Source organism: Flavobacterium sp. 21.1 (genome assembly GCF_057801535.1).
The window spans coordinates 649,634-664,782 of sequence record NZ_JBYNXA010000002.1 but is presented as its reverse complement, the minus strand read 5'-3'; the positions used below and the strand labels follow the sequence as shown (position 1 = coordinate 664,782).

Annotated in this window: 17 protein-coding genes; 8 read left to right on the top strand and 9 right to left on the bottom strand. The window is 38.7% G+C overall.

The window, feature by feature from the left end:
* Window positions 1–6: 6 nt before the first annotated feature.
* The gene (locus AC3E9U_RS06325) at window positions 7–363 is read left to right on the top strand and encodes a hypothetical protein (RefSeq protein WP_488746054.1); all 357 of its coding nucleotides are present in this window, start codon (window positions 7–9) and stop codon (window positions 361–363) included.
* A 7-nt stretch (window positions 364–370) separates the two neighbouring features.
* Window positions 371–913 carry a YceI family protein gene (locus tag AC3E9U_RS06320; RefSeq protein WP_488746053.1) on the top strand — a complete coding sequence of 181 codons (543 nt, stop codon included), beginning with the start codon at window positions 371–373 and terminating at the stop codon, window positions 911–913.
* A gap of 54 nt (window positions 914–967) precedes the next feature.
* Here AC3E9U_RS06320 and AC3E9U_RS06315 read toward each other — a convergent pair whose 3' ends face one another.
* Window positions 968–1,924 carry an ion channel gene (locus AC3E9U_RS06315; RefSeq protein ID WP_488746052.1) on the bottom strand — a complete coding sequence of 319 codons (957 nt, stop codon included), beginning with the start codon at window positions 1,922–1,924 and terminating at the stop codon, window positions 968–970.
* A gap of 87 nt (window positions 1,925–2,011) precedes the next feature.
* On the opposite strand from AC3E9U_RS06315, the gene AC3E9U_RS06310 reads away from it, so the two are divergent.
* Window positions 2,012–2,491, top strand: a complete 480-nt coding sequence (locus AC3E9U_RS06310; RefSeq protein WP_488746051.1) for a GyrI-like domain-containing protein — start codon at window positions 2,012–2,014, stop codon at window positions 2,489–2,491.
* Window positions 2,492–2,550: 59 nt separating this feature from the next.
* On the opposite strand, the gene carB is transcribed toward AC3E9U_RS06310, so the two are convergent.
* Window positions 2,551–5,403 (bottom strand): carbamoyl-phosphate synthase large subunit, encoded by a 2,853-nt coding sequence (carB, locus tag AC3E9U_RS06305; RefSeq protein ID WP_488746050.1) that lies wholly within the window; start codon window positions 5,401–5,403, stop codon window positions 2,551–2,553.
* Window positions 5,404–5,518: 115 nt separating this feature from the next.
* Window positions 5,519–5,680: a 50S ribosomal protein L34 gene (rpmH, locus tag AC3E9U_RS06300; protein ID WP_008464848.1), complete on the bottom strand. Its 162-nt coding sequence runs from the start codon at window positions 5,678–5,680 to the stop codon at window positions 5,519–5,521.
* Between the two features lie 251 nt (window positions 5,681–5,931).
* Here rpmH and AC3E9U_RS06295 point away from each other — a divergent pair, with 251 nt between their 5' ends.
* A complete protein-coding gene (locus AC3E9U_RS06295; RefSeq protein WP_488746049.1) occupies window positions 5,932–6,447 on the top strand; it encodes a DUF2892 domain-containing protein in 516 nt (171 codons plus the stop codon).
* A gap of 144 nt (window positions 6,448–6,591) precedes the next feature.
* Window positions 6,592–7,296 carry a TlpA family protein disulfide reductase gene (locus AC3E9U_RS06290; RefSeq protein WP_488746048.1) on the top strand — a complete coding sequence of 235 codons (705 nt, stop codon included), beginning with the start codon at window positions 6,592–6,594 and terminating at the stop codon, window positions 7,294–7,296.
* On the opposite strand, the gene AC3E9U_RS06285 is transcribed toward AC3E9U_RS06290, so the two are convergent.
* Genes AC3E9U_RS06285 through AC3E9U_RS06275 form a run of 3 tightly spaced genes read right to left on the bottom strand, consistent with a single transcriptional unit; the run spans window position 7,297 to window position 9,230 of the window.
* Window positions 7,297–7,662 (bottom strand): sulfite exporter TauE/SafE family protein, encoded by a 366-nt coding sequence (locus tag AC3E9U_RS06285; protein WP_488746047.1) that lies wholly within the window; start codon window positions 7,660–7,662, stop codon window positions 7,297–7,299. It lies immediately after the preceding gene.
* Window positions 7,663–7,673: 11 nt separating this feature from the next.
* Complete coding sequence (locus tag AC3E9U_RS06280; RefSeq protein WP_488746046.1) at window positions 7,674–8,564, bottom strand: lytic transglycosylase domain-containing protein; 891 nt, start codon at window positions 8,562–8,564, stop codon at window positions 7,674–7,676.
* A gap of 9 nt (window positions 8,565–8,573) precedes the next feature.
* Window positions 8,574–9,230, bottom strand: coding sequence for an alpha/beta hydrolase (locus AC3E9U_RS06275; protein ID WP_488746045.1), 657 nt, complete (start codon window positions 9,228–9,230; stop codon window positions 8,574–8,576).
* A gap of 207 nt (window positions 9,231–9,437) precedes the next feature.
* On the opposite strand from AC3E9U_RS06275, the gene AC3E9U_RS06270 reads away from it, so the two are divergent.
* Window positions 9,438–9,722 (top strand): GNAT family N-acetyltransferase, encoded by a 285-nt coding sequence (locus AC3E9U_RS06270; protein ID WP_488746140.1) that lies wholly within the window; start codon window positions 9,438–9,440, stop codon window positions 9,720–9,722.
* Between the two features lie 170 nt (window positions 9,723–9,892).
* A complete protein-coding gene (locus AC3E9U_RS06265; protein WP_488746044.1) occupies window positions 9,893–10,234 on the top strand; it encodes a hypothetical protein in 342 nt (113 codons plus the stop codon).
* Between the two features lie 113 nt (window positions 10,235–10,347).
* Here AC3E9U_RS06265 and mtaB read toward each other — a convergent pair whose 3' ends face one another.
* Window positions 10,348–11,676 carry a tRNA (N(6)-L-threonylcarbamoyladenosine(37)-C(2))-methylthiotransferase MtaB gene (gene mtaB, locus AC3E9U_RS06260; protein WP_488746043.1) on the bottom strand — a complete coding sequence of 443 codons (1,329 nt, stop codon included), beginning with the start codon at window positions 11,674–11,676 and terminating at the stop codon, window positions 10,348–10,350.
* 243 nt (window positions 11,677–11,919) lie between these two features.
* On the opposite strand from mtaB, the gene AC3E9U_RS06255 reads away from it, so the two are divergent.
* Window positions 11,920–12,345 (top strand): PepSY-like domain-containing protein, encoded by a 426-nt coding sequence (locus AC3E9U_RS06255; RefSeq protein ID WP_488746042.1) that lies wholly within the window; start codon window positions 11,920–11,922, stop codon window positions 12,343–12,345.
* A 60-nt stretch (window positions 12,346–12,405) separates the two neighbouring features.
* Here the strand turns inward: AC3E9U_RS06255 and aspA are convergent, their stop codons facing one another.
* Window positions 12,406–13,800 carry an aspartate ammonia-lyase gene (gene aspA, locus AC3E9U_RS06250; RefSeq protein WP_488746041.1) on the bottom strand — a complete coding sequence of 465 codons (1,395 nt, stop codon included), beginning with the start codon at window positions 13,798–13,800 and terminating at the stop codon, window positions 12,406–12,408.
* 85 nt (window positions 13,801–13,885) lie between these two features.
* Entirely contained in the window at window positions 13,886–15,061 is a 1,176-nt protein-coding gene (locus AC3E9U_RS06245; RefSeq protein WP_488746040.1) for a GlmU family protein, read from the bottom strand.
* Window positions 15,062–15,149: the final 88 nt, after the last annotated feature.

Here is a 15,149-nt window from a genome sequence, read left to right as displayed (position 1 = left end):
CTTAAAATGATTAAACTGAGAAACATTGTTTTAGGGCTGTCCGTCTTTGCCGTTTGGAGTTGTACTAATGACTCAGAATCAGATTTAATAGGCGATACCCCCGAAATCATAACCTACAACCAGACAATAAAACCAATAATTACACAAAATTGTATTGAGTGCCATGCCCAGCCTCCGCAAAATTCGGCGCCTATGTCGTTACTCACCTATGACCAGGTTAAAGATGCTGTTTTGCACAGAGGACTGATTGACCGGATTTCAAGTTTTGACCCCGCATTTTTAATGCCGTATGGAAGATCAAGATTACCGCAGGCGCAAATTAATCAAATAACCGAATGGAGAAACGCAAATTTCCCTGAATAGCAACATCATGAAAACAAAATTATTTTTAGCCGCCCTTCTCTCAATGTCTTTTTTAGGTTATTCACAATCCAAAAAAATGACCAAAACCGGAGATGTGAAGTTTGAAGCCTCTGTACCTTCTTTTGAAGAGGTTAAAGCCGAAAACAAAACAACAACTGTAGTTTTAAACACCGATAATGGCGATATTGCCGCCCTGGCCCTGATGAAGGGATTTCGGTTCAAAGTCGCCCTGATGGAGGAGCACTTCAACGAAAATTATATCGAAAGCGACAAATATCCGAAGGCTACATTTAAAGGCAAAATAGATGATTTTGATATGTCTAAATTATCGGAGACCGAAAAAGAATTCATTATGAAAGGCACGCTGGAATTACACGGAAAATCGAAAAAAATATCGGTACCTGCAAAAATCAAAAAAACAGCAGACGGCATTTCACTTACTACGGCATTCTCTGTGAATTCTGATGATTTTGCTATTGAAATCCCGGCAGTCGTAAGCAAAAAAGTTTCGAAAACAGTCAATATCAATGTCGACTGTATTCTTAAATAATTTGTGTTAGTTATAGAATTAAAAAGTCTTTTAGTGAAAACTGAAAGGCTTTTTTTAAAGCATTACCTCTTCAAATGCATTTAGTTTATCGATATAAAGTCGGGTATGCGAATCATCATCACTTCTTGAAAACATCGGAATAAACTTGGCTCCGTAAACAAACTCATCAAAAGTATAGGAAGTGCGTTTTACCACCGAAGTACTGAACATATCGTCAAAAACCTTCACGTAAACCACAAGCTCACCCTGATTCTTGTCGAAATCTTCTTTGCTAAGACTATACAGCGGACTTTCCTCCGTAATCGGATGCACGACCGTCCAGCTAAGCGTCAATGCATTAATCCGATGCAATTCCAAGTCCAAAGAATAAAACTTGTTGACCGTTTTTCCGTCTTCTTCCAATGTCATCCCCAGAGTCAGACGCGCTTCGGCTTCCGTAAGATTTGTATTTTTATAAGGTGTCATCCTCAGCATCAGGGCGGTCATATCTTTATAAGGCGCAATAATAGCATTATCCGAAAAACGAATAAACGCTTTAGGCTTACTGAATCTTCCGTAAAACAAACCGGTAGCAATAGCAAAACTCAACAAACCGAACAGAGCTTCCACAGAGGCAACAAAACTGGCCCAAAAACCGGTTGGACTGATATGCCCGTAACCTACAGTGGTAAAGGTTTGCGCACTAAAGAAAAAAGCCTGACCAAATTTATCCATAGGATTATCTGCTGTAATACCATTGAGATGATTCACTCCGATAACACAATAAACACTGGCAAAAAATAAGTTCACCAATAAATAAAAGACAAAAATCGTAAGCATGAATTTCCACCTAGGAAGCACTAGCATGGTATGATACCAACTGATACTTTCCACAAAACCAATCCCTTCTTTCTTTACATTGGCATCACCATTTTTATTGATAAACCTACCGCCGTAATTGGAAGAATTCGTTCCGAAGCCGCTATTAGCATCTGCTTTTGCTCGCGCATTTATTTTCTTTAGAAAAGCCATGAATCATAAGTTTAAGTAAAGCTATAAATTTTAAACCGATGAATCGTAAGTTTTATTTGGTATTTTTGATTTTGAAAACCAATCAAAATGAACCCGAGAATTGAGAAGTTATCCGAGAAAAAATTAATCGGAAAACGAAAGAGCATGTCATTAACCAAGAACGCTACTGCCGAATTGTGGCGAAGTTTTATGACTTCAGAAAAAGAAATTCACAATAAAATCGGTTCTGACCGCTATTCTGTTCAGGTTTATCCTTCTGGTTATTTTGAAAATTTCAGTCCGAATACGGAATTCGAAAAATGGGCGACAGTAGAAGTAAACAATTTCAATACTATTCCGAACGAGATGGAAACTTTTGTATTACCGGGCGGGCTTTACGCCGTTTTCTTTTACAAAGGCTCAAATACAGACACAGGAATCTTCCAGTATATTTTCGCAGAATGGCTGCCCAATTCGGAATACCAGTTAGACAACCGACCGCATTTTGAAGCTTTAGGAGACAAGTACAAAAACGGTGATCCAGAATCCGAAGAGGAAATCTGGATTCCCATCAAACTCAGAACATAAATACCGAAATAAAAAAATCCCTCGAACGAGGGATTTTCTTTTATAACTAAGATGATATTTTATTTACTCAAGTACATTTTTCTTCGTGAGTACAACTCATAGAATTGGTCGTCTTTCAGATCATCGATAAACAAGATGCTTTCTCCTGTCGATTTCATTTCAGGACCTAAAGCTTTGTTTACATTTTTGAATTTACTGAAAGAGAATACCGGTTGTTTAATCGCGAATCCTTTCAATTGCGGGTTGAATGTAAAGTCGGTTACCTTATTGTGACCCAACATTACTTTTGTAGCATAGTTTACATATGGCTCACCATAAGCTTTTGCAATGAATGGAACTGTACGTGATGCTCTCGGATTCGCTTCGATAATGTAAACGATATCGTCTTTGATTGCAAACTGGATATTGATCAATCCCACTGTTTTCAGCGCCAACGCGATTTTATGTGTATGATCTTTGATTTGTTGCATTACGAACTCACCGATATTAAACGGAGGTAAAGTTGCATTACTGTCTCCGGAGTGTACTCCACAAGGTTCGATATGTTCCATGATTCCGATGATGTAAACGTTTTCACCGTCGCAAATCGCATCAGCTTCTGCTTCGATTGCACCATCTAAATAATGATCCAACAATAATTTGTTACCCGGAATTGATTTCAATAAATCAATTACGTGTTCTTCCAATTCCTGTTTGTTGATTACAATTTTCATTCCCTGGCCACCCAACACATACGATGGACGAACTAATAACGGGAAGTCTAATGAATCTGCTAATTTTGAAGCTTCTTCAGCACTTTCCGCGATACCGAATTTCGGGAACGGAATGTGTAAATCGGTCAACAAATCTGAGAAACGTCCTCTGTCTTCAGCTAAATCCAAAGCATCGAAGCTTGTTCCTAAAATCTTCACTCCGTACTTAGAAAGTTTTTCAGCCAATTTAAGAGCCGTCTGACCTCCCAACTGCACGATTACACCTTCCGGCTTCTCGTGACGGATAATATCGTAGATATGCTCCCAGAAAACAGGTTCGAAGTATAATTTGTCTGCCGTATCGAAATCTGTGGAAACCGTCTCAGGATTACAATTGATCATGATAGTTTCGTAACCGCACTCAGATGCCGCTAAAACTCCGTGAACACAAGAGTAGTCAAACTCAATTCCCTGTCCGATTCGGTTTGGCCCCGAACCTAAAACGATTACTTTTTTCTTATCGGTAACTACACTCTCATTATCTACGAAACGAGTACCGTCGGCTTTCTCGATTTCAGCTTCGAATGTTGAGTAGTAGTAAGGTGTTTTTGCTTTAAACTCGGCAGCACAAGTATCAACCAGTTTATAAACACGGTTCACCCCCATTTGATCGCGCAGATTGTATACCTGGCTTTCAAGACAACCCATCATGTGAGCAATCTGGCGGTCAGCAAACCCTTTTTGTTTCGCTTCCAAAAGCAATTCTTTCGGTAGCGTATCTATTTTGTATTTTGAAATTTCACGCTCTAATACATATAATTCCTCGTATTGTTTAAGGAACCACATGTCGATTTTTGTGATCTCATGAATTCTGCTTAACGGAATACCCATCGCAATCGCATCGTAAATTACGAATACACGATCCCAGCTCGCATACGTTAATTTCTCAATGATCTGGTCGTAATTGGTATATCCTTTTCCGTCGGCACCCAAACCGTTACGTTTGATTTCCAACGATTGGGTTGCTTTATGCAAAGCTTCCTGGAACGAACGTCCGATTCCCATTACCTCTCCAACTGATTTCATCTGAAGACCTAATGTTCTGTCGGCACCTTCAAATTTATCGAAGTTCCAACGTGGGATTTTCACGATAACGTAATCCAAAGTCGGTTCAAATAAAGCGGAAGTTGATTTTGTAATCTGGTTTTGTAATTCGTCAAGTGTATACCCTAAAGCCAATTTTGTAGCAATTTTAGCGATTGGATATCCAGTTGCTTTTGATGCCAATGCCGATGAACGAGATACACGCGGGTTGATTTCAATCGCTACGATATCTTCTTTTTCATCCGGTGAAACGGCGAACTGTACGTTACAACCTCCGGCAAAATTTCCGATGCTTCTCATCATCAGGATTGCCATGTCACGCATTTTCTGGAACGTTCTGTCCGAAAGTGTCATTGCAGGCGCAACTGTAATACTGTCTCCGGTATGAATTCCCATCGGGTCCATATTTTCGATAGTACAGATAATTACAACGTTGTCGTTTTTATCTCGAAGTAATTCTAATTCGTATTCTTTCCAACCCAAAAGTGCTTTATCAATCAACACTTCGTGAATTGGAGAAGCTTCAAGACCACGTGTCAGTAAATCGTCGAAATCTTCTTTCTTGAATACGAAAGCAGCTCCGGTTCCTCCTAGAGTAAACGAAGGACGAATTACCAACGGGAATCCGAATTCCTGTGCAATTTCTTTACCTTTAAGGAAAGAGTTTGCCGTTTTTGCAGGCGCAGTCGGAATTTCGATTCGCTCTAACAATTGCTTGAATTGTTCTCTGTCTTCCGTGATATTGATAGCGTTAACATCAACTCCAATTAAACGTACACCAAAATCTGTCCAGATACCTTTTTCATCCGCTTCCAAACAAAGATTCAATGCTGTTTGTCCACCCATTGTAGGCAATACAGCATCAATTTGCGGATGCGCTTTTAAGATTTCAATGATTGATTTTGTCGTCAGTGGTTTCAAGTACACGTGATCCGCCATTGACGGATCTGTCATGATGGTTGCCGGATTGGAGTTAATTAAGATAACTTCAATTCCTTCTTCTCTTAATGATCGTGCAGATTGTGATCCTGCGTAGTCAAACTCACAGGCTTGTCCGATTACAATTGGTCCCGAACCAATAATTAAAACCGATTTGATTGAATTGTCTTTTGGCATTGTGTTGTGTTGTTGTAATTATTAAGACACGTAAAGTTATGTCTTTATTCTCGGTAAGGTATAAAAAAAGCGTTACTAATAAAAAGTAACGCTCTATTTATGATTTAAAAAATCATTATTTTTTGTGTCTAGGCTCAGATGAAACCGTTAACTTATGTCTTCCTTTTGCTCTTCTGCGCGCTAACACTTTTCTTCCGTTAGCAGAAGCCATTCTATCCATGAAACCGTGTTTGTTTCTTCTTTTTCTTTTCGATGGTTGAAACGTTCTCTTACTCATTGCTTTTATCTTTAAATCGTGTTTTTAAATATGTTCAGCTTTGAAATTAACCTCGCTTCAAAACCGAGTGCAAATATACAAAGACTTTTATTTCTGGCAAGTGGTTTAGAAAATTTTTTTAAACTTCCGGCAGGATATTGTTTTTTAAACCTTTAGAACAGCAAATTTAAGGAATTTCAATAGTTTGAAAAAACTTTTTTCAGTTGCTCATTTCTATTTATTACATTTGCAAACTTAAAAATAAAAACAGTATGTTTCACAGAAATATTAAATTGATTTTAGCCGGATTGGTTATTGCATTAGGGATTTGGCAATTTACGGAAGACAATATCGGGAACGGTATTTTCCTGATCCTTTTCTCTTCAATCTTTATTTTACTTTATTTCAAAAACGAATTTATTTTACTGGCTTTCCTGCAATTGAGAAAACAAAATCTTGAAGGCGCTGGCAAATGGCTGTCACATATTAAAAACCCGGAAACGGCTTTAGTTAGAAAACAGCAGGGATACTACAACTACCTTAACGGGATCATGGTGTCACAAACGAATTTATCGGCTGCTGAAAAATTCTTCAAAAAAGCGATCGAATTAGGTTTGAGTATGGATCAGGATTTGGCTTTGGCTAAATTGCAATTAGCAGGAATCGCTATGACAAGAAGAAGAAAAGTGGAAGCTACCAACCTTTTAAACGAGGCCAAAAAATTAGACAAACAGAACATGCTTAAAGATCAGATCAAAATGATGAAAGAGCAGATGAAAAAAATATAAATAATTGATTTTCAGTATTTTAAAGCGCTTTTTAAGCGCTTTTTTTATTTTAAATTGCATCCTGACGACTATTTAAACCGAATAACGGAAAAACAAGCAATTCACCGATTTTAAACGTAATTTTATCGATTCAAAACGGAGAAGATGCTACAATTCTACTTAAAATTCATAGTTGTTTTTCTTCTGTCTTATACAGCTACTGCACAAGACAATGCGCATATTTTGTTTTCATACCACATCCACAAAAACATCAAGTCGTACATAAAAGAAGCCAATGCAGCTTATGAAAGAGGCGACGACGAACTGGGAAAAAAACTCTTCGACTCGCTCATTCACAATTCCCTTATCGGTACAAAATTTGACAATTTCAGTTTCCACCGTCTCAATAAAAAAAAACTGTTTCTAAATACCTTTAAAAAACCGGTATACCTTCTCACCTACTCTTCCTGGTGCCTGACGTCCACGGGTGAAATTTCAGCCTTAAACAAACTAGCTAAAAAATATGGGAAGGACATTCAGATCGTTGTAGTTTTCTGGAACAGAAGAGAAGAAATAAAAAAAATAGCGCGTAAATTCAACCATCCGATAGAAGTATGTTACGCACATGAAACCTACAATAAAGACGATTACCTTGTATCTACACTAAAACACACGCTCGGAATACCAACCACTTTTTTAATTGATGAAGGAATGAACTTAATTGCCATAAGAAGAGGCGGCGTCAATCTTGGCAACAAAATGCCCTATGACCAATCCTTTTCTTTAAATTATGAGCGGTTTTATGACGGCATCAGCCCTCTGATTTCAAATGAAGACCGCGTAAAAAACTCGGGAGGAATCTCAAAATGATTATTTGCCGAGAATCATTTTTCCGGCGACAATCAACAACACTACTCCGAACACTTTTTTCAGCATTTTAGCATCGATGGAAACGGCCCATTTACTTCCGAAATACCCTCCGACAACAAAAAAAACCGCCATCAGAGCCGCATACCTCCAATCGAGATAACCCTCTTTATAATAATTAAAAACTGCTGCAGCCGTTACCGGAAGCAAAAGCACTGCCAGACTGGTTCCCTGCGCCTGATGTTGTGAAAACCCCAATAACAGCAAAAGCGGAACCATAATGATACCGCCACCGATTCCAACCAATCCGCTTAAAATACCGGCCAGCAAACCGATGGCCATTAAAGCTAAAACTATAGTTAATGTCATGGATCTCATTTTTACCTTGTATATCCTTCTAACGGAATTTCAATTGTATATATTTTTCCAGGCTGTACCGTCAAAGATTTATCTCTCAACCAAGGATTATGAATTTTCAGGATTTTGTAATTGATTCCCTGCTCTATCGCAAAAGCAGCCAAATCAGGAATACCCGAGATTACATCGATCTTTTTGACCGGAATCTGCTTGTAAAGAATTTCAGCTGGCAATGTATAACCATATTTCTGCGGGTTTTGCATTATCTCTTTCAATGCTAAGATCCTGAATACATAACGTGAAGTCTCTTCATTAACCAACAAATCGTAATAATCCGTTACTTTTTGAGCCTCCATGAAGCGATCCATTCCATTCACCCCGCCATTATAAGAAGCTGCAGCCATTGTCCAGTTTCCGAATTTTGCTTTCGCTTTCAACAAATATTGGCACGCCGATTCCGTTGATTTCTCCAGATGATAACGTTCATCCACAATATCATTAACTTCCATCCCGAACTGTTTTGCTGTTTCAGGCATAAACTGCCAAACCCCCTTTGCACCGGACGGCGATGTCACATTAGCTAAGCCACTTTCAATAACAGCCAAATATTTGAAGTCATCCGGCACACCGTTTTTCTTCAGAATTGGTTCGATAACCGGAAAAGCCCGATTTGCTCTTTTTATAACCAATTCTGTTGTAGCATGAAGATTTACATTCACCGTCAGTTCCCGATCAAAACGTTCGCTTACATCTGAAATTTTCAACGGAACTTTTTCTCCCGCAAAATCCATCTCTGCCGGAAGCCTGGTAAATTCATACCCTCTTCCGGTTGTTACGGTTGATGCTGCATAAATAAAAATTCCACTAACAACAATCACTGCCGCAACTGCCATAATTCTTCTGATCAACTTCATAGTCTTCTTTTATTCGGTTATTATTTTCGGAAGGTTCTCATTCATCCATTTGTACTTAAACAAAATCATGGCATGTGTACCTCCGTTTACCACTATACAATTTTTAATATTCTTGATCGGGAACACATCGTCTTTATCTCCGTGAATATGAATCACCTTCTCGTCGATCTCATCCCGGTTCCACATCACTACATTTTCAATGGCCCAGATCAGGTATTTCACATCATTTACCGAAAGATAGGTTTTATACAATTCCAGACGCTCTTTCATCTTAGGACTTTTACTGTACCTCAGAAGATACTCCACATTAGAAAAAAGACTCATTGGAATCAACTTATACATTTTCGTATTCCTTGCGATCTTCATTCGTCTGGGAAATTCCTTCCTGCATTTTACGCTTGAAATGATAATGGTTTTCCTAACCGGTTTAATCTTCGAAATTTCCTCCACTAAAATCCCGCCAAAAGAAACACCAATCAAAACAGCATCTTCGTGTGTTATTTTTTCAGCCATCCTTTTTGCATAACTCGACAGCGTTTCTTTCTTTTCCGGCAGGAACCATTCCAGCATGAAAGTTTCAAATTGATCTTCAGGCAAGTTGATCTTCTCGAAAATTTTTGGACTGGCAGCCAAGCCCGGCATGAAATAAACAGGTATTTTACTCATTAAGTGGAATTTGAATCTGACTGCACAACAGTCTTTAAATTTTCATAAAAATACCACTTTTTCCCAATTATCTGAGACTTTGAAAAACATAAATTTCAGCAAAATATTGTCCAGACCAACTTTTTTTAATAGCCGGAAAAACAGTTTGATATTGACTGTCAAATAAGTACCTTTGCAATGTATTTATCCACCAACACAATTCCTCAAATGATTATTAAAAACAATGAATTCTCAAGGCAGTTTGAAACGACTGTCGACGGTCAGTTACTCACAGTGGAATATTCATTTCAGGAAAAAAAGATTTTTCTTTCCAAGGTGAATATTCCGGAGCAATTTGAAGGCTCGGAGACCTTATCTGATTTTATAAAACAGATTTTATTGGTAGCGGAAGAAAAAAAATGGAAAGTAGTACCCATCCATCCAAAAGTAGCGGCTTTTTTCAGAAAGAACCCAGGCTATAAAGGACTACTGCCTCCAGGGATAAAAATTTGATTTACTTGAAAATACTTTTCAAAAAGGCAAAAGGCTGGTTTCTCTTGAAATCGGCCTTTTATCATTTATCTTATTCCCGAAGAATTACAATTCAGAAAAACTTACGATTTTAAAAATTATTATGTCATCCAAATAATTCTTTACATCACAAAAAAATGTATATTTATGGCATGGAGCAAGAAGAATTTTACACCGATATCCTTCACTTTTTTGAAGAAATTGTCAAGTATTATGGCTGTAAGACCGATATTACCGAAGGCATTTGCACTTCTTCAGGTGATTTTTCGGCCGACTACACCACGTGGAATCTTTTTGAATTCGATTTAATCCGATCCGCTTACCGTTACACCGGCGATCGTTTTATGCTGGAAGGCAGCGGAATGTATTATGAAATTTCCGCCCGCTCGATCGTTTCCTTTATCCAGGCCGGACGTAACAAATTTGAATTTGTGGAACAATTGGGTGATAGCGTTTACAGGGTCACTAAATTGCGATTTCACTATAAATATTAGGAAAGAGAATAGAATACAGAACAAAGAGAACAGAGCAAAAAAAAAGGACAACTAGTAAGCCATCCTCTTTTTTCTATTTTCTATTTTCTGTTTTCTGTTTTCTGTTTTCTGCTTCACACCTCCGCATTCACAAACTCCAGTCGAACACTTCCGTCTTCATCAATTCTTGTCAGTTTGATTTCGTGCAATGTGTTAACCAATTCCGGATTCCAAGGTGTTTTTACTTTTACATAGTTTTCTGTAAATCCGTGGATATATCCTTCTTTATTCTCGCCCTCAAACAAAACCGTTCTGTTGGTTCCGATCTGACTCTCGTAGAAGGCACGTCTTTTTTTAACTGAAAGTCCGCGTAACATCTTACTGCGTTTTGCACGAACATTCGACGGCACAACACCTTCCATTTCTGTCGCTTCGGTATTATCTCTTTCCGAATAGGTAAAAACATGCAGATACGAAATATCTAATTGATTCAGGAAATTATAGGTTTCTAAAAACAGTTCGTCTGTTTCGCCCGGGAAACCAACTATCACATCCACACCAATACAAGCATCCGGCATTACTTCACGGATTTTAGCAACACGTTCGGTATACAATTCGCGCATATAACGGCGTTTCATTTTTTTCAGGATCTCATTGCTTCCCGATTGTAACGGAATATGGAAATGCGGTACAAATGTTCGGCTTTGCGCCACGAAATCGATCGTTTCATTTTTAAGAAGGTTGGGTTCAATGGATGAAATACGCAAACGTTCAATTCCTTCCACTTTATCAAGATTCTGAACTAATTCATAAAAGGTATGCTCGTGTTTTTTATTTCCAAACTCACCTTTACCGTAATCACCGATATTTACTCCGGTCAAAACAATTTCCCGAATTCCCTGTTGTGAAATTTCTTTGGCGTTTTTAAGTACGTTTTCCATCGTATCACTTCTGGAAATTCCTCTTGCCAACGGAATCGTACAATAAGTACACTTATAATCGCAACCGTCCTGAACTTTCAAAAAGGCACGAGTCCTGTCGCCTATCGAATAACTGCCAACATAAAAATCAGCTTCTTCGATTTCACAGGAATGCACTTCGCCCATGTCGTTTTTGGACAAATCGTTGATATAATCGGTAATTTTAAATTTTTCTGTGGCGCCTAAAACCAGATCTACGCCATCCACATCGGCAAGCTCTTCCGGTTTTAACTGCGCATAACAGCCAACCGCCGCAACGAAAGCCTTATCATTGAGCTTCATTGCTTTTTTTACGATCTGTTTGAATTGCTTATCGGCATTATCGGTAACCGAGCAGGTGTTTATCACATAGATATCGGCAACCTCTTCAAAATCAACGCGGTCAAAACCTTCGTCCTGAAAATTACGTGCAATTGTTGATGTTTCTGAGAAATTCAGTTTACAACCCAGCGTGTAGAACGCTACTTTCTTTTTGTTTTCCATAAGATAGCCCAATTAATGAAATCGTTGTCAAAAAATTGAGACGGCAAATTTACATACAATAATCCGTTTGATGAAATCAACAATCCACTATATTTCAATTATTTACATTTTCCGAAACAACTACCTGTAAATTAAACTATTGAATTTAATACACTAATTAAACCACACTCAGATTCATCTGAAATCTGAAATCGTTTTCGTAAATTTAACTAGTTAATTAATTCATACTTAAAAAGATACGTCATGAATACAAAAATTACACTTACGGTTCTGCTCCTTTTCACATTCACTATAATTAATGCCCAGCGAAAAAAAATCAATATTTCTGAACTTCCTGAAAAAGCAAAGGCATTTTTAACCGAACATTTTCCGGATAATCCGGTAGAGAAAGCCAGTCGGGATCCCGAATATGGTGAAAAAGGATATGAAGTAAAACTGAAAGACGGAACTGAAGTCGAATTTTGGAAAGATGGTGGATGGCGGGAAGTTGACGGACACAAGAAACCCATCCCTACCGCTTATATCTTACCGGAAATTCTGGCCTACGTCAAAACAAACTATCCAAACGAAAAAATCACACATGTGGATTTGGGACACAAGTATATCGATGTGGATCTGACCAATAAGATTGACCTTGATTTTGAACAAAGCGGTCAAATCCGAAAATAAAAACAATAGCTGATTAATTTGGAAAAGAAAAAGCCACGATTTGTATTCGTGGCTTTTCGTTTATCCTTTCTTAGGAGCAAGCATATTTTCAGGATTCAGGATATCATCGATCTGTTCTTTCGACAGTATATTGTGTTCCAAAACCAGATTGTAGACACTCTTACCGGTTTCCAACGCTTCTTTCGCAATTTTCGTACTGTTTTTATAGCCGATGTACGGATTAAGGGCTGTAACAATTCCGATGCTGTGCAATACCATTTCACGGCAATGCTCTACGTTTGCGGTGATACCTTCGATACATTTCTGACGGAGCGTATCCATTCCGTTAGATAACAACATCATTGATTCCATTATCGCATAAGTCAGCACCGGTTCCATTACGTTTAATTGTAATTGTCCGGCTTCTGCGGCCATTGTCACCGTCAGGTCATTTCCTATAACGCGGAAACAGACCTGATTCATCACTTCGGGAATTACCGGATTTACTTTTCCGGGCATAATAGATGAACCTGGTTGCATCGGTGGCAGATTGATTTCGTTCAAACCACAACGTGGTCCGGAAGAAAGCAAGCGGAGGTCATTACAAATTTTTGAAATCTTAATCGCCATACGTTTCAAGGCCGATGAATAAATCACGTACGCACCGGTGTCTGGTGTGGCTTCAATCAAATTTGGCGCTGAAACAATTGCCAGACCGGTCACTTTTGCTAAATTTTCAGCACATAGTTTTGCATAGCCCGGAGCCGCATTTAGTCCGGTTCCAATAGCAGTGGCACCCATATTGGTTTCCAGGAACAGATTGGAATTTTGTGTCAGACGCTCGATTTCTTCTTCCAGTGTAACAGCGAAAGCTTCAAATTCCTGACCCAGCGTCATCGGCACAGCGTCCTGTAATTGGGTTCTTCCCATTTTCAGTACGTGCTTGAACTCTTCCCCTTTATTTCGAATCGAGTTAATAAGATCTTTTAAATGTTCTATCAGCAATTTGGTCGAATGCACTCCGGCAACGCGAATTGCCGTAGGATAGGCATCATTGGTAGATTGGGATAAATTTACATGATCGTTTGGCGAACAATACTGGTATTCTCCTTTTTGATGTCCCATCAGTTCCAAAGCGCGGTTGGCCAGAACTTCGTTGATGTTCATGTTGGTGGAAGTACCTGCTCCACCCTGAATCATATCGATTGGGAATTCCATATCGAATTTTCCGGAGATGACTTCTTTTGCCGCTTCTACGATTGCATTTTTGAGTTTTTCATCGAGCAATCCCAATTCAAAGTTCGTTTCTGCGGCGGCCCATTTCACATAGGCTAACCCTTTGATGAATTCGGGAAACTGATATAATTTCACGCCCGATATCTGAAAATTATCAATTGCTCGCTGTGTCTGAATTCCGTAGTAAGCATCCGACGGAACCTGCATATCTCCTAATAAATCATTCTCTGTTCTGTACATAATTTCAAAATTTAGAGAATAAATTTACAAAAAAAACCACGACTGTTTTCGCAATCGTGGTATTATAATTTGCTTAATGTTCAAACTATTCTTTTCTGTATTTTTTTGTCTCCTCAAAAACGTGCTCTAAAATAGCAGCATCCTGCTCTGTAAATTCTACATGACGTCGAGACATCACTATTTTTGCTGTTTCAAATGCTTTTTTGGTAATGTAGGTTGTAAATCCAGAAGCACCGCCCCAAGAGAAACTCGGTATGAAATTGCGCGGGAAGCCGCTACCAAAAATATTCGCGCTCACTCCTACAACCGTTCCTGTATTGAACATGGTGTTAATACCACATTTACTGTGATCGCCCATCATTAATCCGCAAAACTGCAGTCCTGTTTTTGCAAAACCTTCGGTTTCATAGCTCCACAGTTTTACTTCTTCGTAATTGTTTTTTAGGTTTGAATTATTACTGTCGGCGCCGATATTACACCATTCCCCTAAAACAGAATTCCCCAAGAAACCGTCATGTCCTTTATTCGAATAGCCAAAAAGCACAGAATTGTTCACTTCCCCGCCAATACGGCAATGAGGACCAACAGTGGTTGCGCCATACACTTTTGTCGCCAGTTTCACCATAGCTTCTTCACACAGAGCAAAAGGCCCTCTGATTACCGAACCTTCCATGATTTCAGCATTTTTTCCTATATAAATTGGTCCGGTTGAAGCATTAAGCGTAACGAACTCCAATTTAGCACCTTCTTCAATAAAGATATTTTCGGGTGCCATCACATTGACACTTTTAGGAATCGGTTGGGAAAAACGGCCTTCGGTGATCAATTCAAAATCCTCGCGTAAGGCTGCATCATTCTTCTGAAAAATATCCCAGGTATTTTCAATTTTCAGGCAATCGTCGGTGTATTCAATAATATCGTAGGTATCAAAATCAACTTCTTCCTGATTTTCTCTACTATAAAAAGCCACCACTTCATCATGATAAAAAATAGCCTGATCCGCTTCCAGAGAGCGAACCATTTCCGAAAGAACCGCGTTTGGCAAAAACGAAGCGTTGATCATTATGTTTTCTTCCATTTCCACCATCGGATATTTATCCATCAGATATTCTTCCGTTAAGGTGGTCGTTGTGTAACCTAAGTATTTCTCCCATTTTTCACGAATGGTCAAGATTCCGACACGAATATCTGCCACCGGTCGGGTAAAAGTAAAAGGAAGTAACGCATTGCGTACGGTTCCGTCAAATAATATGTAGTTCATTGTATTTAGTTTATTTCATCAATTCGCCATTTCTTGCTCGGGTCTGAGTTGCAAAGTATCAAAGTTACAAAGTTTACCACTAAAACCA

Coding starts and splice junctions, on each gene's coding strand:
- AC3E9U_RS06320 (WP_488746053.1), top strand. CDS start 371: ATGAAAACAAAATTATTTTTAGCCGCCCTTCTCTCAATGTCTTTTTTA.
- AC3E9U_RS06290 (WP_488746048.1), top strand. CDS start 6,592: ATGCTACAATTCTACTTAAAATTCATAGTTGTTTTTCTTCTGTCTTAT.
- AC3E9U_RS06285 (WP_488746047.1), bottom strand. CDS start 7,662: ATGACATTAACTATAGTTTTAGCTTTAATGGCCATCGGTTTGCTGGCC.
- aspA (WP_488746041.1), bottom strand. CDS start 13,800: ATGTACAGAACAGAGAATGATTTATTAGGAGATATGCAGGTTCCGTCG.
- AC3E9U_RS06310 (WP_488746051.1), top strand. CDS start 2,012: ATGAACCCGAGAATTGAGAAGTTATCCGAGAAAAAATTAATCGGAAAA.
- AC3E9U_RS06255 (WP_488746042.1), top strand. CDS start 11,920: ATGAATACAAAAATTACACTTACGGTTCTGCTCCTTTTCACATTCACT.
- AC3E9U_RS06270 (WP_488746140.1), top strand. CDS start 9,438: ATGATTATTAAAAACAATGAATTCTCAAGGCAGTTTGAAACGACTGTC.
- rpmH (WP_008464848.1), bottom strand. CDS start 5,680: ATGAGTAAGAGAACGTTTCAACCATCGAAAAGAAAAAGAAGAAACAAA.
- mtaB (WP_488746043.1), bottom strand. CDS start 11,676: ATGGAAAACAAAAAGAAAGTAGCGTTCTACACGCTGGGTTGTAAACTG.
- AC3E9U_RS06275 (WP_488746045.1), bottom strand. CDS start 9,230: ATGAGTAAAATACCTGTTTATTTCATGCCGGGCTTGGCTGCCAGTCCA.
- AC3E9U_RS06295 (WP_488746049.1), top strand. CDS start 5,932: ATGTTTCACAGAAATATTAAATTGATTTTAGCCGGATTGGTTATTGCA.
- AC3E9U_RS06325 (WP_488746054.1), top strand. CDS start 7: ATGATTAAACTGAGAAACATTGTTTTAGGGCTGTCCGTCTTTGCCGTT.
- AC3E9U_RS06245 (WP_488746040.1), bottom strand. CDS start 15,061: ATGAACTACATATTATTTGACGGAACCGTACGCAATGCGTTACTTCCT.
- carB (WP_488746050.1), bottom strand. CDS start 5,403: ATGCCAAAAGACAATTCAATCAAATCGGTTTTAATTATTGGTTCGGGA.
- AC3E9U_RS06280 (WP_488746046.1), bottom strand. CDS start 8,564: ATGAAGTTGATCAGAAGAATTATGGCAGTTGCGGCAGTGATTGTTGTT.
- AC3E9U_RS06265 (WP_488746044.1), top strand. CDS start 9,893: ATGGAGCAAGAAGAATTTTACACCGATATCCTTCACTTTTTTGAAGAA.
- AC3E9U_RS06315 (WP_488746052.1), bottom strand. CDS start 1,924: ATGGCTTTTCTAAAGAAAATAAATGCGCGAGCAAAAGCAGATGCTAAT.